The organism is Pseudoclavibacter sp. JAI123, from assembly GCF_013409665.1.
Lineage (GTDB): Bacteria > Actinomycetota > Actinomycetes > Actinomycetales > Microbacteriaceae > Pseudoclavibacter.
The window spans coordinates 466,816-492,094 of record NZ_JACCCM010000002.1; the positions used below are offsets into that span (position 1 = coordinate 466,816).

At 69.3% G+C, this 25,279-nt stretch carries 18 protein-coding genes; 11 read left to right on the forward strand and 7 right to left on the reverse strand.

Translation table 11 applies throughout. The features are described from left to right. Nucleotides 1-70: 70 nt before the first annotated feature. From HDC34_RS14330 to HDC34_RS14340, 3 genes are all read right to left on the reverse strand, one after another. Nucleotides 71-1,510 carry an MFS transporter gene (locus HDC34_RS14330; RefSeq protein WP_104311428.1) on the reverse strand — a complete coding sequence of 480 codons (1,440 nt, stop codon included), beginning with the start codon at nt 1,508-1,510 and terminating at the stop codon, nt 71-73. Between the two features lie 62 nt (nt 1,511-1,572). Further along, nucleotides 1,573-2,817, reverse strand: coding sequence for a M20 family metallopeptidase (locus tag HDC34_RS14335; protein WP_179557487.1), 1,245 nt, complete (start codon nt 2,815-2,817; stop codon nt 1,573-1,575). After that, nucleotides 2,814-4,004, reverse strand: a complete 1,191-nt coding sequence (locus tag HDC34_RS14340; protein ID WP_179557488.1) for a M24 family metallopeptidase — start codon at nt 4,002-4,004, stop codon at nt 2,814-2,816. The genes HDC34_RS14335 and HDC34_RS14340 overlap by 4 nt, the downstream gene beginning before the upstream one ends. 118 nt (nt 4,005-4,122) lie before the next feature. Between HDC34_RS14340 and HDC34_RS14345 the strand changes: the two genes are divergently transcribed. Beyond that, nucleotides 4,123-5,580, forward strand: coding sequence for a hypothetical protein (locus HDC34_RS14345; RefSeq protein ID WP_179557489.1), 1,458 nt, complete (start codon nt 4,123-4,125; stop codon nt 5,578-5,580). Here HDC34_RS14345 and HDC34_RS14350 read toward each other — a convergent pair whose 3' ends face one another. Both HDC34_RS14350 and HDC34_RS14355 read right to left on the reverse strand, forming a co-directional pair. Then, complete coding sequence (locus HDC34_RS14350; RefSeq protein ID WP_179557490.1) at nt 5,581-6,330, reverse strand: response regulator; 750 nt, start codon at nt 6,328-6,330, stop codon at nt 5,581-5,583. Next, nucleotides 6,327-7,679 (reverse strand): ATP-binding protein, encoded by a 1,353-nt coding sequence (locus HDC34_RS14355; RefSeq protein WP_179557491.1) that lies wholly within the window; start codon nt 7,677-7,679, stop codon nt 6,327-6,329. Before HDC34_RS14355 ends, HDC34_RS14350 begins: the two co-directional genes overlap by 4 nt. Nucleotides 7,680-7,856: 177 nt before the next feature. Here HDC34_RS14355 and HDC34_RS14360 point away from each other — a divergent pair, with 177 nt between their 5' ends. The 8 genes from HDC34_RS14360 to HDC34_RS14395 all read left to right on the forward strand — a co-directional run bounded on the left by HDC34_RS14360 (nt 7,857) and on the right by HDC34_RS14395 (nt 16,768). Beyond that, nucleotides 7,857-8,852 (forward strand): tripartite tricarboxylate transporter substrate binding protein, encoded by a 996-nt coding sequence (locus tag HDC34_RS14360; protein WP_179557492.1) that lies wholly within the window; start codon nt 7,857-7,859, stop codon nt 8,850-8,852. Beyond that, nucleotides 8,849-9,529: a tripartite tricarboxylate transporter TctB family protein gene (locus tag HDC34_RS14365; protein ID WP_179557493.1), complete on the forward strand. Its 681-nt coding sequence runs from the start codon at nt 8,849-8,851 to the stop codon at nt 9,527-9,529. Before HDC34_RS14360 ends, HDC34_RS14365 begins: the two co-directional genes overlap by 4 nt. Next, on the forward strand, nt 9,517-11,085 hold the full coding sequence (locus HDC34_RS14370; protein ID WP_179557494.1) for a tripartite tricarboxylate transporter permease: 1,569 nt from the start codon (nt 9,517-9,519) through the stop codon (nt 11,083-11,085). The genes HDC34_RS14365 and HDC34_RS14370 overlap by 13 nt, the downstream gene beginning before the upstream one ends. 266 nt (nt 11,086-11,351) lie before the next feature. Further along, on the forward strand, nt 11,352-12,734 hold the full coding sequence (gene tig / locus HDC34_RS14375; protein WP_179557495.1) for a trigger factor: 1,383 nt from the start codon (nt 11,352-11,354) through the stop codon (nt 12,732-12,734). A 160-nt stretch (nt 12,735-12,894) separates the two neighbouring features. Continuing rightward, on the forward strand, nt 12,895-13,509 hold the full coding sequence (locus HDC34_RS14380) for an ATP-dependent Clp protease proteolytic subunit (protein ID WP_104240770.1): 615 nt from the start codon (nt 12,895-12,897) through the stop codon (nt 13,507-13,509). 14 nt (nt 13,510-13,523) lie between these two features. Beyond that, nucleotides 13,524-14,195, forward strand: a complete 672-nt coding sequence (locus HDC34_RS14385) for an ATP-dependent Clp protease proteolytic subunit (RefSeq protein WP_104253101.1) — start codon at nt 13,524-13,526, stop codon at nt 14,193-14,195. Nucleotides 14,196-14,320: 125 nt separating this feature from the next. Further along, nucleotides 14,321-15,598, forward strand: a complete 1,278-nt coding sequence (clpX, locus tag HDC34_RS14390; protein ID WP_104253100.1) for an ATP-dependent Clp protease ATP-binding subunit ClpX — start codon at nt 14,321-14,323, stop codon at nt 15,596-15,598. A 234-nt stretch (nt 15,599-15,832) separates the two neighbouring features. Next, on the forward strand, nt 15,833-16,768 hold the full coding sequence (locus HDC34_RS14395) for a 4'-phosphopantetheinyl transferase superfamily protein (protein ID WP_179557496.1): 936 nt from the start codon (nt 15,833-15,835) through the stop codon (nt 16,766-16,768). On the opposite strand, the gene HDC34_RS14400 is transcribed toward HDC34_RS14395, so the two are convergent. Then, nucleotides 16,737-18,095 carry a M1 family metallopeptidase gene (locus HDC34_RS14400; protein WP_179557497.1) on the reverse strand — a complete coding sequence of 453 codons (1,359 nt, stop codon included), beginning with the start codon at nt 18,093-18,095 and terminating at the stop codon, nt 16,737-16,739. The genes HDC34_RS14395 and HDC34_RS14400 overlap by 32 nt on opposite strands. Then, a complete protein-coding gene (locus HDC34_RS14405; RefSeq protein WP_179557498.1) occupies nt 18,092-22,030 on the reverse strand; it encodes a Pls/PosA family non-ribosomal peptide synthetase in 3,939 nt (1,312 codons plus the stop codon). The genes HDC34_RS14400 and HDC34_RS14405 overlap by 4 nt, the downstream gene beginning before the upstream one ends. Before the next feature lie 241 nt (nt 22,031-22,271). Here HDC34_RS14405 and HDC34_RS14410 point away from each other — a divergent pair, with 241 nt between their 5' ends. Next, complete coding sequence (locus tag HDC34_RS14410) at nt 22,272-23,666, forward strand: HtaA domain-containing protein (protein ID WP_179557499.1); 1,395 nt, start codon at nt 22,272-22,274, stop codon at nt 23,664-23,666. Between the two features lie 140 nt (nt 23,667-23,806). Then, nucleotides 23,807-25,237, forward strand: a complete 1,431-nt coding sequence (locus HDC34_RS14415; protein WP_179557500.1) for a hypothetical protein — start codon at nt 23,807-23,809, stop codon at nt 25,235-25,237. The last annotated feature ends 42 nt before the right edge of the window (nt 25,238-25,279 follow it).

Here is a 25,279-nt window from a genome sequence, read left to right on the forward strand (position 1 = left end):
GCCCTGCGACAAAGCGGCGCGCGTGGGGCTTCGAGCCTCCACGCGCGCCGCTCGGACGTGCTGCTCTCGCCTACTTGTTGATCTTGCCGACGAGGTGCTCGCCCGCGGCGACGCGTTCGGAGTCGTCGCTGCCGGGGATGACGTTGCCGCGCAGTGAGCGCCCGGCGGTCTCCTTGAAGGTCAGCACCGAGATGAGGCCGATGAGACCCGCGCCGGCGAGGTAGAAGCCGGGGATGAGCACGTTGCCGGTCTGGTCGATGAGCCACGTGTTGGCCGAGGCCGCCGTGCCGCCGAAGATCGCCGTCGAGATGTTGTATCCGATCGCGAACCCCGAGTACCGCACCGCGGTCGGGAACAGCGCTGGCAGCGTGGAGGAGATCGTCGAGATGATCATCACCAGGAACAGGCCCAGGATGCCGAGTCCCGCGATCTGCGCGATGAGCGATCCGGTCTGGATGAGCATCACCGCTGGCACCGAGAACACCGTGAAGCCGATGCTCGCGGCGATGAGCTGCGGTTTCCGTCCGATGCGGTCGGAGAGCGCGCCGAACGGCACGATGACGGCCATCATGAGCAGCTGGATGACCACCAGGGAGAAGGTCGACTCGGCGGTGCTCTGATCGAGCGTCGTCGACAGGTACGTCGGCATGTAGGTCAGCACGAGGTAGAAGGCGACGTTGATGAGGATCACGAAGCCGAACAGCTTGAGCACCTGCATCGGGTAGTTCTTGAGGAGCGACACGAGCGCACCGATCGCGGACTGCTTCTCGCCCGGCTGCTGCGCGTCGTCGACGAACGTCTCGGACTCGCTCAGGTGGCGGCGCATCCACAGGGCGACGAGGCCGAGGGGGAGCGTCAGCAGGAACGGCAGTCGCCACCAGCCTTCGAGCATCCCGTCGTCGCCGACGATGAAGGCGAGCGTCGTGCACAGGATGGCGGCGGCGCTGGCGCCCGCGAGCGTGCCGAACTCGAGGAACGAGCCGAAGAAGCCGCGCTTGTCGTCAGGAGCGTGCTCCGACATGAAGATGGCCGCTCCCGCGTACTCGCCGCCGGCGGAGAAGCCCTGCAGCATGCGGAGCAGGATGAGGAGGATCGGCGCCGCGAAGCCGATCGAGTCGAAGGACGGCAGGAGCCCGATCGCGGCCGTCGAGAGGCTGATCATGATGATCGTGAAGACGAGCACCTTCTGGCGCCCGATGCGGTCGCCGAGCGGCCCGAGGACGATACCGCCGAGCGGGCGCACGAGGAACGACACGGCGAAGGTCGCGAACGTCAGGATGAGGGCGAGCGCGCCGCCCTGATCGTCGCTGAACGTGAAGAACAGCTGCGAGACGTAGATGGCGAGGTAGCCGTAGATGCCGTAGTCGAACCACTCGATGGCGTTGCCGATCGCGGAACCGGCGACTGACTTTCGTGCGGTCTTGCGCTGGATGGGGGTGAGGTCGATCTCGCGCGTCAGGGGCGCAAGGGTGGCGCTGTGGCCCCCTTGGTTGGACTGATCAGAGGACATGGGGGCTCCTTGCTGAAAGTTCCACACGGGTAATGCCCAAGTCCAGCGCGCCCACCTGGGTGTTACCGGGACGACTCGCCGAGACGGAGCGCTATAAGCGCGTAGGCGCGCGCGGCGATGAGGAGGTCGCTGGCCTGCACGCGCTCCTCCGGCTGGTGCGCCTGCGTCTTGACGTCGCCGGGTCCGAGGATGACGACGGGGATCTCGTGATGCCGGGCGATGAACCCACCCTCGCAGGCCGCGCTCCATCCGCCGATGCTCGAGGTGCCGCCTGCGTCGGCGACGGCCCGCACCGCCGTGCCGGGGACGGGCGAGCCGGGTGGGGTGAGGAACCCGGGCATCGCCATGTCGAGCTGGCCGGTGACCGTGATGCGTTCGGCGTTCAGCATCCCGCTCGTCTCGATCGCCGACCGGATGCGCGCGAGCACGTCCTCGAGGATCTCCTCCGGCTCCTCGTGCGGGAGCACCCGTCGGTCGACGTAGAGCGTGCACTCTTCCGCGACGATCGAGGTGCCGTGACCGCCGGCGATCATGCCGACGTTCCAGCTCCCGGTGCTGATCAGGCCGGGTACTGCTGGGGCCTGCTGCGCGATGTGTCTCGCGTCGTCCTCGATGGTCTGCACGGCGATGGCCGCTGCTGCGATGGCGCTCGCTCCGTCAGCCGGATTGCCGGCGTGGGCTGCGGCCCCGCGCAGCGTGATGATGAAGTTCGTGGCGCCTCGGCACGCGACCACGGTGTCGAGGCCGGTCGGCTCGGCGACGACGCACGCCGTGTACGGCAGCGGCTCGCCCGCACTCCGCACCTCACGCGCTGTGGGCGCGTCCGCGATGTAGCGGAGCGCACCCGTCGCGGTGTCCTCCTCGTCGACGGTGCAGAGCAGTGAGAGGCGAACATCCGGGTGCTCCGAGTGCACGGCAGACATCGCCGCGATCACGGCGGCGAGTCCGCCCTTCATGTCGACGGCGCCTCGGCCGATGAGCTGGCCGTCGATGAGGCGCGGCTCGAACGGGTCGCCGAGCCAGCCGGCCCCCGCGGGCACGACATCGCTGTGTCCGAGGAAGAGCAGGGCGGGGCCATTGCCGTCGCCGATCTCGGCGAGCAGGTTGTGCCGACCGGGCGCGACCTCGGTGAGCGTGACCTGGGCCCCAGCCCGCTCGCAGAGCGATGCGAGGACCTCGACGGTCGCGGCCTCCGTCTCACCGGGGTTCTCGCCCCTCGCGCGGATGAGCTCGGCAGCGTCAGCGACGATGCTCTCGAGGTCGAGCCGTGCGAGCACTGCGTTCTCGGCTGCGCTCGGCCCGGTCACGCGTCACCCTTCACGATGAGCTCGCGCGGCGCGCTGGTCAGCACCTCGACGCCCGTCTCGGTGATGCGGATCGACTCGGATACCTCGAAGCCGAAGCCCGTCATCCACATACCCGCGATGAGGTGGAAGGTCATGTTGGGGGCCAGCACCGTCTCTTCGCCCGAGCGGATGCTCACGGTGTGCTCGCCCCAGTCGGGCGGGTAGCCGATGCCGATCGAGTAGCCGAGGCGCGACGCCTTCGTGAGCCCCTGCTTCGCGAGCACCGCATCCCAGGCCGCGACTGCAGCCTCGGGGGTCTGGCCTGGACGCAGCAGCTCGAGCGCGGCCTCGAAGCCGTCGAGGGTCGTCGCGGCGACCCGCTGCAGCTCAGCGCTCGGCTGCCCGAGGCTCACGGTGCGAGCGAGCGGGGCGTGGTAGCGGCGGTGGGCGCCCGCGAGCTCGAGGGAGACGGCCTCCCCGGCCACGATCTCGGCGCTCGACCACGTCAGGTGAGGCGTGTCTGCGCCCTCGCCCGCCAGCATCATGGGAACGATCGACGGGTAGTCGCCCTCGGCGTCGCCGATCCCCGCGGCCTGCGCGGCCTGGATCTCCGCGACGATGTCGCTCTGCCTCCTGCCGCCGTGCAGCGCCTCGATGCCGACCGCCATCGCGTTCGAGCTCACGGCGGCTGCGCTCCGCATGAGCGCGAGCTCCGCATTCGACTTCACGAGGCGCACCCAGTTGACGAGCTCCCGACTGTCGACGAGCTCCCACTCGGGGAGCCTGCGCTGCAGGGTCAGGAAGGATCGAACCGAGAAGAAGTGCGCCTCCGACTCGTAGCCGACGCGCATCCTCCTGGCCGCGTGCCCGCGCTCGCGGAGCTCGGTGGCCGCCCAGTCCATGGGGTGCACCTCGGCGCGATGCACGAGGCTCTCCGGGTAGCCGGCGACCTGCTCGCGCGGCAGCCACGTGGTGTGATGCGCGCCGTGCGCATCCATGGCCCGCATGACGAGCAGCAGATCACCGTCGGCCGGCACGAAGAGGAACTGCGGCATGTAGAACGACCAGGCGTTGTACCCCGTCAGGTAGTGGAGATTGGCCGGGTCGGTCACGAGCAGGGCGTCGAGGCCGGCGTCCTGCATCCGGACTCGCGTGTTCGCGAGCCTGACCTCGAACTCCTCACGGCTGAAGTCTGCGAGCTGCGACATTCGGGCCCTCCTTCTCTGACGGCGGTCTCGAGAATCTACTCGCTCGCAGGCCCGGCTGAGTGCATGTAGTTCAATGGATGCGCGATCACTGCCCCGTTCATCGCCCCGAGGAGCTCACGTGCCAGACAACTCGACGCCAGACGACTCCGAGAAGGACGACGGCGCCGTCGACTATTCGCAACGCGACTACCAGGCGCCGACGGGGTACCGTGCCCCGGACTTCGTGTCGAAATGGGCGGCGCAGGACAGCAGGGGCGACGCGCAGCGGCTCGAGGACGAGCAGCGGGAAGCGGCGCGCGAGGCCGAGGACGCTGCGGAGGATCCGTATGGTGCGCCCGAGGGTGCTGGCGACTGGACCACGCCGCCCGGGTTGCCCGACCCGCCGCGCACGCTGGAGGAGCTCGACGCGATCATCCGCCGCGAGACGGCAGAGCAGTCGCAGTCGCAGGGGGTTGTCCTGCCGGGCGCAGGTCCCGGTGAGGAGCTCACGCAGTCGCTCGACCCTGACGCAGACCGCCACGAGCTGCTCACGCGCGTCGCCACCGACAGCAGCGCCCTGCTCGGGAAGCGGGTCCAGGATGTGCAGCGGGCGGTGGCGGGCAGCCGTCCGGGCAGCGCGGCAGAACGGCTGGGCGGCCTGATGGCGGCGCCAGCGAGCCAGGTCCCCGGTGCTTCGAACGCGACCTCGGCGACGTCCTCGACCCCGAGGATGGATGCCACGGGGCCCAAGGTCGACGAGAAGGCGCCGGGGAAGGGCAGGGGAGCCTGGTTCGGCGTCATCGCCGCCATCCTCGCCCTCACCTTCGCGATCTCGGGGATCTCGTTCATCGGCTGGGTGCTCGTCGTCGTCTCGCTCATCGCGAGCATCGGCCTGCTGCGTGCCGGTGGCGGGCGCCGCGTCGTCGGCGTCATCACGCTCGTCCTGACGGTCGTGGCGCTCGTGATCCAGCTGATCGGCTCGACGGGTGGCTCGATCCGGGGAGCGGTCACGGAGCTCTCCGGCGGCACCGGCACGCTCGATCTCAACGGGACGACCACCGTCTCGGGAACCGGCAACGCGCGGTTCGACGTCACCCTGCCGGGCGGGTCTGCGGACATCGGCCTGCTGCAGGTCGAGTTCGAGGGCGAACGGCTGCGCATCTACGACGTCGACGCCGACGGCGAGCAGATGGGCGGCTCCTCTCTCTCCGCCTACGACGAGTACTCGGGCCTCGCCGTCATCAACGAGTGGACGGACGACGAGTTCCGCGCCATCGACATCGAGGCCGAGGGGGACTGGACGGTGACGCTCGTCTCCACGGACACGCTGCCCTCCTTCGACGACCAGTACTCGGGGTCCGGGCCGGAGGTCGTGCTCTACACGGGCGCCGGTGGGGACGCGACCTTCACCTTCGAACCGGAGCAGAGCGTCTCGATCGACACGTTCGGCGCTGACAGCTGGTACGAGAGCATCAGCGAGGTCACGTCGCTCACCAGGCCCTTCCCGGCCGGTCCCACGATCATCCGCGTCGAGCCGTACGAGGACACGGCCTGGAGCATCAGCTTCGAGGGCGCGGCACCCACCCCGACGAGCTAGTCAGGACGCGCGGCGGTAGCGGAGCTCGGGGCGGCCGCGCTTGCCGTAGACCGGTTCGAGGACCGCCAGGCCGCGCGCGCAGAGGTGGTCGAGGTACCGACGCGCGGTGACGCGTGAGAGGCCGCACCCCTCCGCGACGTCGAGCGCGGACTGCCACTCCGATCCGAGGTGGGCGAGGACGAGCTTGATCGTCGGCTCCGAGAGTCCCTTCGGCAGGGGCCTGCCCCGCGTCGTCGGCGACGGGAGTCCCTGGACGCCTGCCCGGTCGGTCGAAGGGGCAGGACCGCCGCCGCGCCGCGCGAGCAGCCCGTCGATGTCCTGCTGTCGGAGTGGGGCCGTCTGCGGCGCGGCGGCCTCCGGCTTCGGCGCGGCCACGCGAGTGTCTCGGTAGTTGACGAGCCTGGCCTCGAAGTTGGCCTTCGAGAACGGCTTCACGAGGTAGTCCGCGATGCTTGCCGTCGCGAGCTGCGCGACGGACAGGCGGTCGTTGGCCGACGAGATGATGACGGCATCGAAGGAGTCGCCGAGCAGCTGACGCAGGCGGCGCAGCACCTCGACGCCGCTGAAGTCCGGGAGGTGCACGTCGAGCAGCACGAGGTCGATCTCCGTGCTGGCGGCCAACTCCAGGGCCTCATGGCCGCTGCCTGCGGTGGCGACGACCTCGAAGCCGTCGACGCCCGCGAGCATTCGCTCGTGCAGGCGTCTGACGGCGGTCTCGTCATCGACGATGAGCGTGCGGATGGCGGTCACGGTGCGATCCTCCCAGCAGTCGGAGCTTCAGAGGACCCGCCCGCGCCGCTGGCACCAGCGGAGGACAGGGTCGCCACGAAGCGGGCGCCGCCCAGCTCACTTTCCGAGATGACGAGGTCTCCGCCGTGTTCCCGTGCGAGGCGGCGCACGAGGCCGAGGCCGACGCCGCGCGGAATCGCAAGACCGCCCATCGTCTGCGTCTCCTTGGTCGAGAAGCCGACCTCGGTGATCTGGCTCCTGAGCTCCTCCGGAACCCCCGGACCGCTGTCGTCGACCTGCATCCGCAAGCCGGAGGGTGCCGCCTCGACGGCGACGCGCACGATTCCGCGGGCACCCTGGGCTTCGACGGCCTCGGTCGCATTGCCGACGAGGTTGCTGAGCACGGTGGCCGCATCGTCGTCGAAGATGAGCTCGAGGACAGCCCGGTCGTCGCTCTCGACATCGGCGTGGAGCTGCCCGCCGTGCTCGCAGAGGCGCGCGCTCGCAGCTGCCAGGATCGCTCGGATGCGGACGGGCGCATCCGAGAGGGCCTGTTCGAGCTCTGGATCTGCGGCGAGCGAATCCACCGGCGTCAGCGTGCGGATGTACTCGAGGGCCTCACCCCGCTCGTCGACCTCGATGAGCCCGAAGAGGACGTGCAGGCGGTTCGAGAACTCGTGGGTCTGCTCGCGCAGTGCCGCCGATAAGCGGCGCTGCGTCTCGAGCTCCTGGGCTGCAACCGCGAGATGGTCGAAGCGTCGGCCGAGGACCAGGGAGACCCCGGCGGCGCACGCGAGCCCGAAGAGCCCCGCGCCGATGACCCACGGGACCACCTGCCAGATGCGATCCTCCAGCTGCGCGGAGATCGAGGACTCGAGGATGCCGACCGATGCGGTGCCGACCACGACCCCGTCACGCCAGACCGGCACCTTCGCGCGGAGCGTCGGACCCACCGTGCCGACCTCGGAGCCGACGAACGTCTCGCCTCCGAGCGCGACGCTCGGGTCGGTCGAGACCATCTCGCCTCGCCGCTCGGGCACCGGGTGGGTGATGCGGATGCCCTCGTCGTCGGTGATGACGACGTAGTCGACGCCCGCGGACTCCGCGACGAGATCGGCGATCGGCTGCAGCGTGTCACCGGCATCCGGTTCGCCGACGGCGTCGACCACAGCAGGCAGCTCGGCGAGGCTCATAGCCACGGCGAGCGTGCGCTCGCCGGTCTCCTCGCGGATGGAGGTGTGCTGCACCTGGAGTGCCACGAGCAGCGTCGCGAGCATGCAGATCACGACGATCGAGAACTGCACGGCGACGAGCGTGAGCACGCGTGGGCCGCGCAGGGCGCGGAGCTGCGCGCGCGGTTCATTGGCCATGCCGTTCCAACACCTCCCCTGCACCGATCGTCGAGGAGCACCGGCTGCTCCGGCGGACCTCCGTGTCCACAAAGACCATAAAGGCCAGAAGGCATCGACGCTCAATCCCGGTGCAATCGTAGAGAGCGCGCAGACCAGCGCGGCGACAGAGTCGTTGCCAACGGAAGGAATACTCCATTGAGTAGAACAAGACTCCCGAACAAGCTGCTCACCTCGCTCTTCGCCATCGTCACGGTCGCTGTCCTCGGCTTCGCGGTCGTGGACGCGAGCAGTGCGGGTGCCGGAGCATCGGCGAGGAGCAAGCTCACGATCATGGCGCCGGCGGCGCCCGGCGGTGGATGGGATGCCTTCGCCCGCGAAGCGCAGCAGGCGCTGCGAGCCAACGGCATCGTCAACAACGCCCAGGTCGTGAACGTGCCCGGCGCGGGTGGGACGATCGGGCTCAGCCAGCTGCTGCAGATGCAGGGGCGCGACGACATGCTCATGGTCACCGGTGGTGTCATGGTCGGGGCGACCGTGCTCTCCAACACGGGCGAGTCGCTCGCCGACACGGTGCCCATCGCCCGCCTCGCCGACGACTACAACGCGCTTGTCGTGCCGGCCTCGTCGCCGTACAACACCCTCGACGAGTTCGTCGAGGGCATGAAGAAGGACCCGGGCGGCCACTCGATCGCGGGCGGCTCGCTCGGCGGCATCGACCACCTCCTCAGCGGCATGCTCGGAAAGGCCGTCGGCGTCGACCCGAAGGACGTGAACTACGTCGCCTACTCGGGCGGCGGTGAGGTGCTCTCGTCGCTGCTCTCGAGCACCACCGCGGCAGGGCTCTCCGGCTACAACGAGTTCAGGGACCAGATCGAGGCCGGCACCCTCAAGGCGCTCGCGATCTCCGCCCCCGACCCTGTCGATGGCATCGACATCCCGACCTTCAAGCAGGAGGGCGTCGACGTCGCGATGGTCAACTGGCGGGGCGTGGTCGCCCCACCCGGCATCGACGATGCGACGCGCGACGAGCTCGTCGCCATCGTCACCGAGCTCGAGAACAGCCCCGAATGGGCTGACGCGCTCGACCGGAACAACTGGACGGACAGCTTCCAGCCCGGTACCGACTTCGAAGATTTCCTCGTCGGCGAGACCGACCAGGTCACCGCACTCGTGAAGGAGCTCGGACTATGAGTCAGGTGCAGAACCAGCGTGAGGCGCAGCGCTCTCGAGATTCGAGAGGGTCAGCTACCAGCAGCATCCAGACGGGGCCACGCTCCTGGTGGCACGGAAGGAGCGAACTCGGGGTCGCCGCGTTCGTCTTCCTCCTCGCCGCGGTCTTCGCGATCGGCACAGCCACCATGGACGTCCCGGCAACCGCGGGAGTCCCCGGGCCGCAATTCTTCCCGACCATCGTCGTCATCCTCCTCTTCATCGTCTCCATCGCTCTCGCGATCACCGTCATCCGCAGGCCAGCACGCGATGACGAAGACGAAGCGGACCAGATGCTCGAGATCTCACCGGAGCTGCTCGAGGACATCGGCCAGATCGACACGACCTCCGAGATCCGCGTCGTCACGGCCGCCGCGGGGGAGGAGCGCAAGAAGCGCGACGGCACCGACTGGAAGACCCTCGGCATCGTCTTCGCCGCGCTCGCGGGCACTGCGCTGCTGCTCGAGCCGCTCGGTTGGATCATCACGGCCGCCGCGCTGTTCTGGGTCGTCGCCTACGCCCTCGGCAGCAAGCGCCACCTCTTCGACATCGGGGTCGCGTTCCTCTTCTCGTCACTCGTGCAGCTGTCGTTCTCGGCGGGCCTCGGCCTGACGCTGCCGTCCGGAATCCTGAGCGGAGTCCTCCCATGGATCAGCTGACCCACCTCCTCGAGGGCTTCACCGTCGCCCTCACCCCGATCAACCTCCTCTGGCTGCTCATCGGCGCCGTCCTCGGGACCGCGGTGGGCGTGCTGCCCGGCCTCGGCTCCGCCATGGCCGTCGCGCTGCTGCTCCCCGTCACCTTCAGCCTCGACCCGACCGGCGCGTTCATCATGTTCGCGAGCATCTACTTCGGCGGACTCTTCGGCGACTCGACCTCTGGCATCCTGCTCAACACTCCGGGAAACTCCTCGGCGATCGCGACGACGTTCGAAGGTCACCGGATGGCGAAGGACGGCCGAGCCGCGAAGGCGCTCGGAACCTCCGCCATCGGCGCGTTCATCGGCGGCACGATCGCGACGGCGCTCGTCGTGTTCTTCTCGCCGTTCCTCGTGCAGCTGGCGACGCAGTTCGGGCCTGCCGAGTACTTCGCGCTGGCCGCGTTCGCGTTCGTCGCGATCTCCTCGGTGGTCGCCGACTCCGTCATCCGCGGCCTCATCGCGCTCGGCATCGGCCTCGCGATCGCCCTTGTGGGCGTCGACGGCCCCTCCGGCGCCTCGCGCTTCACGATGGACCTGCCGCAGTTCTTCGACGGCATCTCGATCATCGTCGTGACGGTGGGCCTCCTCGCGATCGGCGAGGTCCTGCACGTCGCCAGCCGCATCCACCGCGAGGGCGGGCTCACGAAGATCCCCGCGTCCGGATCGCCGTACCTGAACCTTCGCGAGCTCCGACAGGCCCTCCCGGCGTGGCTTCGCGGCACCGCCTACGGCGTGCCCTTCGGCGCGATCCCCGTCGGCGGCTCCGAAGTGCCCACCTTCCTCGCGTACGGCACGGAGAAGCGCCTCGCGAAGCGCCGCGGCGACCGCGACTTCGGCACGCGCGGCGCCATCCAGGGTGTCGCGGCGCCCGAGGCTGCCGGCAACGCCACCGCAGGAACGGCGATGGGCGCGCTGCTCGCGCTCGGCCTCCCCACGTCGGCGACGGCCGCGATGATGCTCGCGGCGTTCCAGCAGTACGGGATGCAGCCGGGGCCGCTCCTCTTCGAGCGCAGCGGCGACCTCGTCTGGCCGCTCCTCGCGAGCCTCTTCGTCGGGCTCCTCATCCTCCTCATCATCAACCTGCCGTTCGCCGCCGTCTGGGCGAAGCTGCTGCTGATCCCGCGCCACTACCTGTACGCGGGCATCACGGGCTTCGCGATGCTGGGGGTCTACGCCATCGCGTCGTCGCCCGTCGACCTCTGGCTGGCACTCGCGATCGGCGCGTTCGGCTTCGTGATGCGGCGCTACGCCATCCCGCTCGCTCCCGTGCTCATCGCCGCGATCCTCGGACCGCTCGCCGAGACAGAGCTGCGTCGCGCGCTGGCGGTCAGCGAAGGCGACCTGGGCATCCTCGTCGACTCGCCGATCACGATCGCCATCTACGTGCTCATGGTCGGAGCGATCGTGATCAGCGCAGTCCAGCACCTGCGGACCCGCACTCGCGAGAAGCAGATCCAGAAGGCGAAGACGGAGGCCGTCGCCGTCCAGGCCGCCGAGCGAGAGGACGCCAGGTAGCGCCGACCAGCGGATGCCGCGAGGGCAGGTGGATGCGCACAGCGCGCCCACCTGCCCTCGCGCGTTCCCCGGATCCGCGCTCGCGCCTCCGCGCCCACACGAATCCTGATTGCCGGTAGAGTGCTGTCGTTTGTGGGTGCCGTAGGCTGTTCGCAGCCGCATCAGTGCGGCGATACGCCCATCTGGGTGGTGCGCGGCGTGCAGTCGCACCCCGCTCCACGCGCGAATCCGCGCAGTCACCCCACGTATCTCAGGAGATGCCCCACGTGAAGACCTCGGTCGAACAGATCAACCCGACCCGCGTCAAGCTGACGATCAACGTAGAACCGGCTGAACTCAAGCCATACGTCGACTCGGCCTACCGCACCATCGCAGAGCAGATCCAGGTGCCCGGCTTCCGCCGCGGCAAGGTTCCGACGCCGATCATCGACCAGCGCGTCGGTCGCGCCGCCGTCCTCGACCAGGCGATCTCCGATGGCCTCGACGTGTTCTTCAACCAGGCCGTCGCAGAGTCCGACGTGCAGCCGCTCGGTCGCCCGAAGGCCGACATCGTCGAGACGCCGAACGTCGCCGACTTCGCAGGCGACCTCGTCGTCGAGGTCGAGGTCGACTCGCGTCCCTCGATCGAGCTCCCCTCCTACGACGGCATCAAGGTCGAGGTCGAGGCTGCGGCCGTCGACGCGGCTGACGTCGACGCCGAGCTCGAAGAGCTCCGCAAGCGCTTCGGCACGCTCGTCACCGCAGACCGCCCGATCGAGGACGGCGACTTCGTGACGCTCGACCTCATCGCGACGGTCGACGGCGAGAAGGTCGACGAGGCCGAGGGCATCTCGTACGAGCTCGGCTCCGGCCAGCTCCTCGAGGGCACCGACGAGGCGCTCCTCACGCTCACCGCAGGCGAGGAGACCACCTTCCGCTCCACGCTGCTCGGCGGCGAGCACGAAGGCAAGGAAGCAGAGATCACGGTCACCGTGCAGTCGGTCAAGGACCGCGAGCTGCCCGAGGTCGACGACGAGTTCGCGCAGATCGCGAGCGAGTTCGACACGATCGAGGAGCTCCGCGCCGACCTCGAGACGCAGGCCAAGAGCAAGAAGACGTTCGAGCAGGTCGACGCCGCACGCGAGAAGATCGTCGAGCAGCTCCTCGAGCTCGTCGAGATCCCGCTGCCGGAGACGCTCATCAACGATGAGGTCACGCGCCACCTCGAGCAGGAGGGCCTCCAGCCCGACGACGAGCACGGTGTCGAGGTTCGCGCGAACGCCGAGAAGTCCTTCCGCCAGCAGGTGCTCCTCGACGAGGTCATCAAGGCCGAGGGCGTCGAGGTCGAGCAGGACGAGCTCACGCAGTTCCTCATCCAGTCGGCAGCCCAGTACGGCATGGCTCCGCAGGAGTTCATCGGCGTCCTGCAGGAGAACAACCAGCTCCCCGGCATGATCGGCGAGGTCGCACGCTCCAAGGCCATCCTGTTCGTTCTGGACAAGGCCGAGGTCGTCGACACCAACGGCGACGCCGTCGACATCTCCGAGTTCACGGTCGCTGTTCAGCGCGCCAAGGACAAGGCAGCCGCAGCTGAGGCCGAGGCGTCCGCCGACGCCGTCGAGTCAGAAGAGGTCGCCTCCGACGAGGTCAAGGACGACGAGGCCAAGTAGTCTCCAGTTCCACTTCGCGAAGCGCCGCCGGCATCACGCCGGCGGCGCTTCGTGCATGTCTGGCCCTTTGCCAGGCACCGTGTGCCGTGGGCGAACAGGCCAGCGCTGGCCTCGCGGCTCTACTAGATTCGGTGACGACCGTTAGGGAAATGGAGCGACCGTGGCTGATATTCAACTGCCGAACAGCGTCTTCGACAGGCTCTTGAAAGACCGCATCATCTGGCTCGGGTCCGAGGTGCGCGATGAGAACGCGAACGAGATCTGCGCGAAGATCCTGCTGCTTGCTGCAGAGGACCCTGAGCGAGACATCTACCTCTACATCAACTCGCCGGGTGGATCGATCACCGCAGGTATGGCGATCTTCGACACGATGGAGTTCGTGCCGAACGACATCGTCACCGTGGGCATCGGCATGGCGGCCTCCATGGGCCAGCTCCTGCTGACCGCAGGTGCGCCGGGCAAGCGCTACATCACGCCGAACGCGCGCGTCCTGCTGCACCAGCCGCACGGCGGCTTCGGCGGCACGGCGAGCGACATCCAGACCCAGGCGCAGCTGATCCTCGACATGAAGGCGCGCCTCGCGTCGATCACGGCACAGCGCACGGGCAAGAGCCTCGAGCAGATCAACGAGGACGGCGACCGCGACCGCTGGTTCAACGCCGATGAGGCGCTGGCGTACGGCTTCGTCGACCACATCCGTTCGTCGGCGACCGAGGTCACGGGCGGCGGCGGCACCAAGCGCGACGCCGAGTCCACGTCCGAGTCGGCAGAGTAAGGAAGCCAGAGCATATGAACACCCCATTTCTGACCGGCGGCTCGCCGGCAGGCGTCCAGAGCCCCTCCTCGCGGTACATCCTGCCGTCGTTCGAGGAGCGCACGGCGTACGGCTACAAGCGCCAGGACCCGTACGCGAAGCTCTTCGAGGACCGCATCATCTTCCTCGGAGTGCAGGTCGACGACGCCTCGGCTGATGACATCATGGCCCAGCTCCTCGTGCTCGAGAGCCAGGACCCTGACCGCGACATCACGCTGTACATCAACTCGCCCGGTGGATCGTTCACGGCCATGACGGCGATCTACGACACGATGCAGTACATCCGTCCAGAGGTCTCCACCGTGTGCCTCGGGCAGGCAGCCTCCGCGGCCGCCGTGCTGCTCGCCGCGGGACAGCCCGGCAAGCGCCTCGCTCTCCCGAACGCTCGTGTCCTCATCCACCAGCCCTCGACCGGCGGCGCCGGCCAGGGGCAGGCGTCGGACATCGAGATCCAGGCGCAGGAAGTGCTGCGGATGCGCACCTGGCTCGAGGAGGCGCTCTCGCGTCACTCGGGCAAGCCCGTCGACAAGGTGAACCGCGACATCGAGCGCGACAAGATCCTGTCGGCCGCCGAGGCCCTCGAGTACGGCCTCATCGACCAGGTGCTCACGAGCCGCAAGGGCGCCGAGCCGGTCATCATCGACTAGTTCGAGTCGACCGAACAGCGACATGCAGTGCCCGGATGGCCGTGTCGGGGGAGTCCCCCTGGCGCGGCCATCCGGGCAATGTCGGTGGTTCGGGTTAGTCTTGGCAGACCGCGAAGGAGGTCCTCATGGCACGTATCGGTGAAAGCAGCGAGTTGCTGAAATGCTCGTTCTGCGCCAAGAGCCAGAAGCAGGTCAAGCAGCTCATCGCTGGTCCTGGTGTCTACATCTGCGACGAGTGCGTCGAGCTGTGCAACGAGATCATCGAAGAGCGCATGGCCGACTCCGAGACCAGCGAAGTCAAGGACTTCGAGCTCCCGAAGCCGCGCGAGATCTTCGCCTTCCTCGAGGAGTACGTCATCGGGCAGGAGCCCGCGAAGAAGGCACTCGCCGTCGCGGTCTACAACCACTACAAGCGTGTCCGCGCGCTCGGCCAGATCACCTCTGCAGAAGAGCGGGTCGACGAGGTCGAGATCTCGAAGAGCAACATCATGCTCATCGGGCCAACCGGATGCGGCAAGACCTACCTCGCGCAGTCGCTCGCGAAGCGGCTCAACGTGCCGTTCGCTGTCGCTGACGCGACGGCGCTGACCGAGGCGGGGTACGTCGGCGAAGACGTCGAGAACATCCTGCTGAAGCTGCTGCAGGCCGCTGACTTCGACGTGAAGCGTGCCGAGACGGGCATCATCTACATCGATGAGATCGACAAGATCGCGCGCAAGGCGGAGAACCCGTCCATCACGCGCGACGTCTCCGGCGAGGGTGTCCAGCAGGCGCTGCTGAAGATCCTCGAAGGCACTGTCGCGTCGGTTCCGCCGCAGGGTGGCCGCAAGCACCCGCAGCAGGAGTTCATCCAGATCGACACGACGAACGTGCTCTTCATTGTGGCGGGTGCCTTCGCGGGCCTGGAGGAGATCGTCTCGCAGCGTGCCGGCAAGAAGGGCATCGGCTTCGGCGCCCCCCTGCACTCGAAGAACGATGATCGCGACCTCTACAGCGAGGTGCTCCCGGAAGACCTGCACAAGTTCGGGCTCATCCCGGAGTTCATCGGCCGCCTGCCCGTCATCACGACGGTCTCGCCGCTCGATCGGGGCGCACTCATCGACATCCTCACGCAGCCGCGCAACGCGCTCGTGAAGCAATACCAGAAGATGTTCGAACTCGACGGTGTCGAGCTCGTCTTCGACGAAGGCGCGCTGGAGGAGATCGCCGACCTCGCGGTGCTGCGCCAGACCGGTGCCCGCGGGCTCCGAGCCATCCTCGAGGAGACGCTCGGGCCGGTCATGTTCGATGTGCCCTCTCTCGATGACGCGAGCCGGGTCGAGATCACTCGCGACGTGGTGCTCAAGAATGCCGCACCGACGATCATTCCGCGACCGGAGCTGCGCGCCGAGAAGTCGGCCTAGCTCACCGCCGCGTGAGCGCATCGACGACGTCCAGAAGCCCCGCCTGCCTCACCGCACGCGGGGCTTCTGCTCTGCGTCAGTGGGCAGCCCGTCGCAGCGGGGGAGCGGCCGGTCGCGAGGCGCAGCCGGTGGGTTCGATGAGCTCGACTCGTTCGGGGGCTTCACCGACGCGCTCGACCCGCTCTGCAGCCGCAGCGACGCGAGTCTCTTCCGAAGACACGTGAGGCAGACCGCGTGAAGGTGATCGAACTGCTGCTCGGCAGGGTCCTCATCGTCAGCGCCGACGCCCGTGCGCTCGGCGGACGAGACCGCCGGCGGTCTCTCGAGGTGCTGTCCGCGGGTGACCGCGAGCGGTTGGGTACCATGTCCGACGCGCGGGCAGACGGCCGCGCGGACGCGTTCCTCACCGGTCGCCTGCTTGTGCAGCTCGGCCTCGACCGCCTCGCGGCAGACCGCCTCGCGGCAGACCGCCTCGCGGGAGACCACCACGCCACAGACCTCGAGATGGGTTCCACGCTTCCGGATGGCGTGCATGCCATCCGGAAGCGTGGAACCCATCTCGAAGGCGGGGAGCACGGGCTCGCGCCGGTCGCGGCGCTCGAGGCAGTGTGCTCGCACTGCGGTTCGACGAGTCACGGGAAGCCGAGCATCCCGGGCCTGCCGGTGCTCGTGAGCATCGCCTACGCGGGATCCGCGGTCTTCGTCGCGCTGGCCAGCGCCGACGATGTCGGCGCACTCGGGATCGACGCCGAGGCGCTGCGGTCCCACGGAGACTCCGCCCCTGCGCTGCCCGCCCCTGCGCTGCCCGCCCCTGCGTTGCCCGACCGTGCGCTCTCAGAGCCAGACCAGGACCCGTCGCCCCCTGCGCCTTCGAGGGATGCGTTCGACCCGGCTCTCGACCTCGAGCGGTGGACCGCCGTCGAGGCGGTCCTCAAAGCTGACGGCCGCGGGCTGCGCGTCGACCCGAGCTTCGTGCGCCTCGCGTCCGGCGAGGGGCACGCCGACAGGGAGGAGCATGCTCGCATCTCGGGGGACGAGGCGAGCTACCGCATCCACCGCTCCGTCGTCGACCGTCGCTTCCTCGTGGCCGTGGCCACACGGAAGCCGGACCGGGAAACGAGCCTGGCCAGTGCACCCGCTAACGAAGAAGCCGGGTCACCTTCGCTCTGAGCGCGCTGGGCAGGTCGGGAAGGGCGAGCTGGTAGAGCCAGGCGTCGAAGAGCTCCTGGAGCGGGGCGTCCGGCACGACTTTCGCGGTGTGCTCGATGAACTCCGCGGTCGAGGCCACGGAGAAGCGCTTCACCGAGGTCCAGCTCGTGAGGATCTCGAAGAACGCCGAGTCGCCGACGGTCAGGCGCAGGGCGTGGAGGGTGAGCGCGCCGCGCTTGTAGACGCGGTCGTCGAACATGTCGGCGGCACCCGGGTCGCCGAGCAGCAGGTCCTGCGGCAGCTCGGAGAGCGTGCGCCAGTAGTACCTGGCGAGCTGGTCGGCGCTCTCGGCGCCGCTCGCCTCTGCCCAGATCCACTCGGCGTAGCAGGCGAATCCCTCGTTCAGCCAGATGTGCTGCCAGCCACCCACTCCGATGCTGTTGCCGAACCACTGATGCGCGAGCTCGTGGGCGACGAGGCGCTCCTGGCCTCTGGCGCCGTCGATCTGGTTCGCGCCGAAGATCGCCATGCCCTGGGCCTCAAGGGGGATCTCGAGGTCGTCGGCCGTCACGATGACGGCGTAGGAGTCGAAGGGGTACGGGCCGAAGGTCAGCTCGAAGGTCTCCATCATGCGGGAGAGGTCGGCGAGGTCTGTGCCCACGCGACGGGCGAGGGCGGGCGGGTAGTGCAGGCGTCCGGCGACTCCCGCGAGCTGCACGTCTTCGCGCCGGTAGCGGCCGATCTGCAGGGTGACGAGGTAGCTGGCGGTCGGTGCGCCCTCCTCGTACACCCACGTCGTCAGGCCTCCGGATGAGCGCCTCGAGTGCAGGGCTCCGGTCGCGACCACGTCGTAGTTGCTGTCGACGGAGACCTGGATGCGGTAGCTGGCCTTGTCGGCGGGGTGGTCGTTGCAGGGGAACCAGGTCGCGGCGCCGGTGGGCTGCGAGGCGACGATGATGCCGTCCTCGAGCTCTTCCCAGCCGATGGTTCCCCATCGGGAGCGCCGGGGGCGAGGGGCGCCCTCGTAGACGACCTCGAGCGTGATGGCGGTTCCGGCCTCGACTGGCTTCGACAGCGTGACCTTCAGCTTGCGGTCGCTCTGCTTGAAGCGCGCCTGCTTGTCACCGCGAGCGGCGACCTTGCTGACGCGAAGGCCGACGAGGTCGAGGGAGAACGCGGTGAGCGGCACGGTGGCGCGGATGCTCAGCGTCGCCGTGCCGGAGAGTCGGTTGTTCTGCATCCGGTACTTGAGGGTGAGGTCGTAGCGCTCGACACGGATGCTCACGTCGCCGCTCTGCGGCGTGTAGGGGTTGCCGGGCAGGGGCTCAAGCGCGGCGGCGCGGTTCATGACACCTTCGACTGGTAGGCGCGGAGCTTGAGCGCGCGCCAGGGGCCGATGGGGTTGCCGCTCCAGCGGCTGCCGACGGGGACCGACTCGCCTCGCATGACGAGGGAGGCTGGTCCCACGGTGGCGTGGGCGCCGATCGTGGCGGCGGGCAGGATCACGCTGTGCGGTCCGAGCGTTGCGCCTGCTTCGAGGGTGACGGTGTCCATGCTCATTATTCGATCATGGAACAGGTGAGTCTGGACCACGCATCCCCGGTTGACGGTGGCTCCGTCGCCGAGAGTGACGAGATCTGCCTCCGGGAGCCAGTAGGAGTCGCACCAGACGCCTTTGCCGATCTTCGCGCCCAGGGAGCGGAGCCAGAGCGCGAGGGCGGGCGTTCCGGCTGCGCCGCGTGCGAACCAGGGGGCTGCGACCATCTCGACGAAGGTGTCTGCGACCTCGGTGCGCCACACGAAGCTCGACCAGAGGGGCTGCTCGGAGACGCGGATGCGCCCGACGATGACCCACTTGGCGACCGTCGAGATGAGGGCGGATGCGGCTGCCGCGGCGAGCAGGACGAAGCCGGAGAGCACGATGGTCCAGGCGACGCCGACCGCGGTCTCGATGGCGGCGAGGGCGAGGAGCACGCCGAGGCCGAGTCCGCAGGTGACGATGACGGGGACGATGCGGCACAGCTCCCAGAGCGCGCGGGCGACGCGGAGCGCCCGGGGCGGGTTGTAGGTGCGGGACTCGTCGCCGTCGACGGTGACGCGCCGGAGGCGGACGGGCGGGGAGCCGAGCCAGGATGAGCCGGGCTTCGCCTTCGCGGGCGCGGCGGAGAGCACGGCGACGAGGCCGTCGCGGGGCACGGAGTGCCCTGCCGCTGCCATGCCGGAGTTGCCGAGGAAGGCTCGTGCGCCGATGCGGGCTCGCTCGATGCGCATCCACCCGTTGTGCAGCTCGTAGGAGGCGACCATGGTGTCGTCGGCGAGGAACGCGCCGTCATCGATCTGCGTCATCGAGGGGAGGAGCAGCACGGTCGAGGCCTCGACGTCGCGGCCGACCTTGGCTCCGAGCATCCGCAGCCAGAGCGGGGTGAAGAGGCTCGCGTAGAACGGGAAGAGCATGGTGCGGGCGGCGTCGAGGAGGCGCTCGATGCACCAGGCCTGCCAGGCGACGCGTGAGCGCACGGGGTGCGTGCCCTGTGTGAGGCCGATCGAGAGGAGACGCACGAGGGTCACGACGAGTCCCGCGAAGGTGACCCCCGCAGCGATGACTGCGGGTGCGAGCCACGCGAACGCGGCGAGGGTGGCGTCGCTCAGTGACGCTGCACCGCGCATCCCGACCGCGACGACGACCCCGCCGACCGCGAACGAGAACAGCGGCAGCAGCGCGAGTGCCGCTGACGCGACGGCGTAGACGAAGGCCCACCCGAACGGCTGCGGTGGGCGTTCGGCGGGCCAATCGTTCGCGCGCACCTTGCCGACCCGGACGGCGGGGGATCCGGCCCAGCTCTTGCCGGAGCGAACCCGGCCGAAGACCGCGGAACCGGGCGCGACCTCGGCCCCCTGGCCGATCTTGGTGCCGGGGGCGAGGGTGCTTCGTGCGCCGACCGTCGCGCCGGCGCCGATGCGGATGCCGCCGATGCGCACGAGCTCGCCGTCGATCCAGTAGCCGGTCAGGTCGACCTCCGGCTCGATGGCCGCGCCGTCGCCCAGCTGCAGCATGCCCGTGACCGGCGGCAGCGAGTGCAGGTCGACGTTGTTGCCGACCTTCGCGCCGAGTGCCCGTGCGTAGTAGACGACCCAGGGCGCACCGGCGAGCCCGACGGCGTCGATCTGCGTGGCGACCTGCTCGGCGAGCCAGAGGCGCATGTGGGTCGCCCCGCCACGTCGGTAGTCGCCCGGCTTCAGGCGGAACAGCAGGATGCGCGCGGCGGCAACCGAGATCGCCATCTTCCCGAACGGGGTCACGAACACCACGAGCATGACGAGGATGAGCCAGAGCGGCGCATCCGGCAGCACCTCGAACCCGGGCAGGAGCTGCAGCAGGGCGCTCGCGGTGAGCAGGTAGGTGATCCAGCGGGCCCCGGCGAGGATGTGCAGGGGGAGACCTGCGACGATCTGCAGGATGCGCGCCGACAGCGGAGTCGGCCCTGGTGTGCTGAAGGTCGTGGGCAGCTCGTCCTCATCGTCGAGCGCTTCGCGGATCGACTCGGTCATGGCGGCGAGGCGGGGGTGGTCGTAGACGTCGGCGACCGTGAACTCGGGGACGCGGGCGCGCACGCGCGTCACGAGCTGGGCGGCAGAGAGCGAGCCGCCGCCGAGGTCGAAGAAATCGGCGTCCTCATTGCCGACGGGCAGTCCGAGCACGGCCTGCCACTGCTCGGCGAGCCAGGCGGTGTGGGCGTCGAGGTCACCGGAGACCTCGTCTGCACCGGGGAGCGGCCAGGGCAGTGCGTTCTTGTCGACCTTGCCGGACGTGCGGGTCGGCAGGGAGTCGACCTCGGCGATCAGCGGCACGAGGGCCTTCGGCAGCTGCTCGCCGAGTTCGGCGCGCGCGAGCTGCCGCTCGTAGCCGGGTCCCGTCACGACGTAGCCGACGAGGATGGAGGCGCCTGCCGAGGTCTTTCGGACGGCGACGGCCGACCCGGTGACGCCGGTGACGGCCTGCAGCGCCGCCTCGACTTCGCCGAGCTCGATCCGACGGCCGCCGATCTTGACCTGGTCGTCGGCCCGCCCGAGGAACACGAGACCTTCTGCTTCGTACTTGACGAGGTCGCCTGAGCGGTAGGCGCGCTCCCAGCCGATGCTCTCCATGGGCGCGTACTTCTCGGCGTCCTTGGCCGGGTCGAGGTACCGGGCGAGGCCGACGCCGCCGATGATGAGCTCGCCGGATTCGCCTTCTGCGACGCGCTTGCCCTCGGCGTCGACGACGGCGAGCTCCCACCCGTCGAGCGGGAGGCCGATGCGGATGGGCGCGTTGCCGTCGAGGAGCGCTGCGCATGCGACGACGGTGGCCTCGGTCGGGCCGTACGTGTTCCAGACCTCGCGGCCGTCGCCGACGAGGCGCTGCGTGAGCTCGAGCGGGCAGGCCTCGCCGCCGAAGATGAGGAGCCTGACCTGCTCGATGGTCTCGCTCGGCCAGAGTGCGGCCAGTGTCGGGACGGTCGAGACGACTGAGATCTGGTGCCGCAGGAGCCATGGCCCGAGGTCTTCGCCGGAGCGAACCAGCGACCGAGGGGCTGGCACGAGGCACGCGCCGTAGCGCCAGGCGAGCCACATCTCCTCGCAGGATGCGTCGAAGGCGACCGACAGGCCGGCGAGGACGCGGTCGCCTGGGCCGATGGGCTCGGCCTGCAGGAAGAGCTTCGCCTCGGCGTCGACGAAGGCGGCCGCGGAGCGGTGGGAGACGGCGACGCCCTTCGGCACCCCCGTCGAGCCGGAGGTGAAGATGACCCAGGTGTCGTCGTCCAGATGCGGGCCGTCGAGCTCGTCGAGGCTGCTGCTCTCGGGATGCGGTGCTCCGGCTTCGAAGAGATCGACCGGTTCCCCTGCTGGCTGCTCGCCGTCGGCCGCGAGCACGAACTCGCCGTCGCCCTCGATGGTGCCTCGAACCTTGGCCTCGCCGAACACGAGCAGCGCTCGCTCATCCGGGTCGTCGACGTCGACGGGCACGTAGGCGGCCCCGGCGGCGATGATGGAGAGGATCGCGACGTACAGCTCACGGGTGCCGGACACGAGTCGCACGCCAACCTTGTCGCCGCGACGGACTCCCGCATCCTGCAGCACCTTGGCCGTCTGGGCGACGTAGGCCGACAGGTCCGAGTAGCTCAGGGGAGCGACGCCGTCATCGATCGCGATGGCGTCGGGATGCGCGGTCGCTGTCGCCGAGAGCACGTCGATGAGGGTGCGGGGCGCGGGGGCGGCCGAGGATCGGTCCAGAGGGGAGTGCACGGAGCCACGCTACCGGTGAAAGGTAACGCAGCGGTTGCCGAGCATCGCGGCTGCCGCGCGCATCGGATCCGGCCGCGCCGTTGTCGAACCTGAAAATCTCCCGTAAGGTAACCCTTGCCTTACTTAGCGTCACCTAACCTGCTCCACCGGGTGGCGTCCCCACCGTGAGGCTTTCGGACACGGCACTCGCCGCGCATCTGCGCGCGTGTCGGGGAGCCGTGGCTTCTACTCAGGAGAACTCATGACAGCAGTGCAAGATCGGACGGCTCGTCGGTCGTCTGTGCTGGCCCGCAGCGGCGCAACACTCGCCGCCGCTGGCCTCATCGCGGCGGGCCTCGGCCTCGGCGCGGCACCGGCCTCGGCAGCCGAATCAACCGTCGAGAACGTCTCGTTCTCATGGCAGGTCAACACGGAGTCCGGCGCAGGCGCGTACTTCGGAGGCTGCAACTACCTCGTCGCGGGGCAGGTCGGCAACGCCGGTTCCTCTCACGTCTGGGCGGAGTCGGAAGGGTTCTACAAGACCGCCGACGGCAACGTCACCGTCACCAAGCCCAACGCGGCTGGCGAGCAGACTCAGCCGACCTGGGCCACGAAGTGCCAGACCCCGGCAGGCGGCAACGTGTCGGCTCCGGCGGGCACGTCCTCCGCGAACCAGGTCAACTTCGCTGGCGGAACGGGCACGGTCGACCCGGACACGGAGACCGGCACCATCGGCTGGGACGGGTCGTTCACGTTCGTCTTCTACGGCGGCATGACGTACTGGTCCGTCTCCGACATCCAGCTCGAGGTCGTCAACGGCGAGGGCACGCTGACCGGCACAGCTTCCGGCTACGGCGCGTCCATGGATGACGCCACGATCTGGGAGCCGCTGCCCTCGCGCACCATCGACCTCGCGACGTTCAGCGGCGTCGATCTGACGGCCACCGGTGCCGTCGTCGACGTCGACTACGCCGGCGTCGAGGTCGACACGACCGGGACGCCCCAGTCGCGTACCGGAGCCAACTGGGGTTCGTTCCCGCAGTCGTTCGTCGAGTACAACGAGCTGACCGGCCAGTCCTCCTACTGGTACTCGTCCGGCGGCGCGGCTGACGCGCGCAAGACGGCGAAGCCCTTCTCGGTGGCTTACACGCTGCCCGAGGTCGAGGTTCCCGGCCCGCCAGAGGGCAACGTCGACGTCGTCATCCCCGAAGCGGAGATCGTGCCCCCTGTCGACCCAGAGACCGGGTCCTTCTCGTGGGCGTGGGCCGACGCCAACGGCGCCGACCTCGGCACCGCCGTCCAGACGGGTGACAACTTCGTCGCCACGGGTTCGATCAGCAACGTCGCCGTCACCGACACCCGCGCGGGCGGCACCGCCGCGTACGGCTGGACGGTCTCCGGACAGTCCACCGACTTCAGCAACGGCACGGACTCGTTCGGCGCCGAGGCCCTCGGCTGGTCGCCGAAGGTCCTCACGGGCAACCCGGACAACGTCACCGCCGGCACGGCCGCGACGGGTCTCGGCTCGGCGCAGAAGCTCGCCCAGTCGAACGCTGCGGCAAGCGCGACGCTGGGTGCTGATCTCACCCTGTCGGTTCCCACCACCACGAAGCAGGGCGCGTACTCCGCGACCCTCACCATCTCGGCGATCTCCTAGGCGCTGAGGAGTGCGCGGGAGCCCACCGGGCTTCCGCGCACTCGCACCTCGTTGCCCGCGCATCCGCTCGGGCAGCACCTTGCCCCTCCACCTCTCGCTCCGACGCGGCCCCACCGCGAGGGCCCCACGTTAGGGACCACATGGCTCTCCCCATCCGTCTCCGCATCCGCGCCACAGCCTCCGTCGTGCTCGCGGCCTCGCTGCTGGCGCTGCTGTCGTCGCTCGCCCCGACGGCCGCGCACGCCGACACGACGCAGCCGCCCGCCTGGAGCATCGACACGGTCGACGGCGATCGCGGATCGGGCCGCGCGAACTTCTCCTACGAGGTCGACCCCGGCGACGTCATCACCGACTCCATCAGCGTCACCAACACCGGTCCGGGTGCGCTGAACCTGACGATCTACGCCGCGGACGCGTTCACGACGGCGACCGGTGCGGTGGACATCCTCGAGAGCGGCGAAGCCTCGGTGGATGCGGGACTCTGGGTCGCGCCGGGCGCCGGCTCGATCTCGCTCGAGCCGGGCGCGAGCACTGATGTCCCCTTCACGCTCACCGTGCCGGCCGACGCGACCCCCGGTGATCACTCCGCGGCGATCGTCGCGTCGCTGCTCCCCGCCGACTCGGACGACCAGGTGAAGGTCGAGCGTCGACTCGGACTCCGCATCGACATGCGGGTCAGCGGTGCGCTCGCGCCCACCGCCGAGATTCGGAGCCTCGACACGGACTGGTCGGCGGCGGGCATCAACCCCTTCGGTGGAGGCACCACCACCGTCAGCTATGAGCTCGTGAACACCGGCAACGTGCGGCTCGCTTCGATGGAAGACCTGCGCCTCAGCGGCATCGGCGGCTCATCGCCGGTTCTGCTCACCGGTGCGGACGTGCCAGAACTGCTGCCGGGATCGTCGGTCACCGTCACGCGCGCACTGAGCACCGGGGCCGTGGGCCCGCTCAGTGGAACGCTCACGCTCTACCTGCAGCCGATGGATGCGTTCACCGACGTGCCGGTGGCCGTCACCGCCGAGCTGTCGGCCTTCGCGCTGCCCTGGTCGCTCGTCGTGCTCGTCGTCATCCTGCTCCTCGCCGCCGCGGCCGTCATCTTCTGGATCTGGCGGCGCCGACGCCTCGACCTCCTGATGGTGGGCTACGGCGACGACGCAGGACTCGGGGCCGAGAAGCTCGCGCCCCCGCGCGTGGGAGGTGCGGCAGGCGCTGCACTCGCGCTGCTCGCCGGCGTCGTGCTCGCGCTCGGCGTCGGCCTTTCGGGTCCGACGCCCGCGGTTGCCGAGCCCGCTCCGACCTCGCCATCCGGAGTCGTCGAGGTGACCATTCCAGCGCCGACTGCCGTGGCGACGTCCACGGCTGCCCCGGGCACGTCGCAGACCGCGGCCCCGGCTCCGAGCACCGGATCCGGCGGCGGCTCCAACGCGGGCAACGGCTCCGGTACCGCTGGCGGCGGATCCGGGCTCATCTCCACCGGCAACGAGCCGCTCGCCCTCGCGCTCGGGGTCGGCGCGCTGGCACTCATCGGCGGCATCGTGCTGCTGCTTCGCCGCCGGGGACGCACCGGCTGATCCGACCCCGCGCATCCGCGACCAGACCAGACACAACCGAGG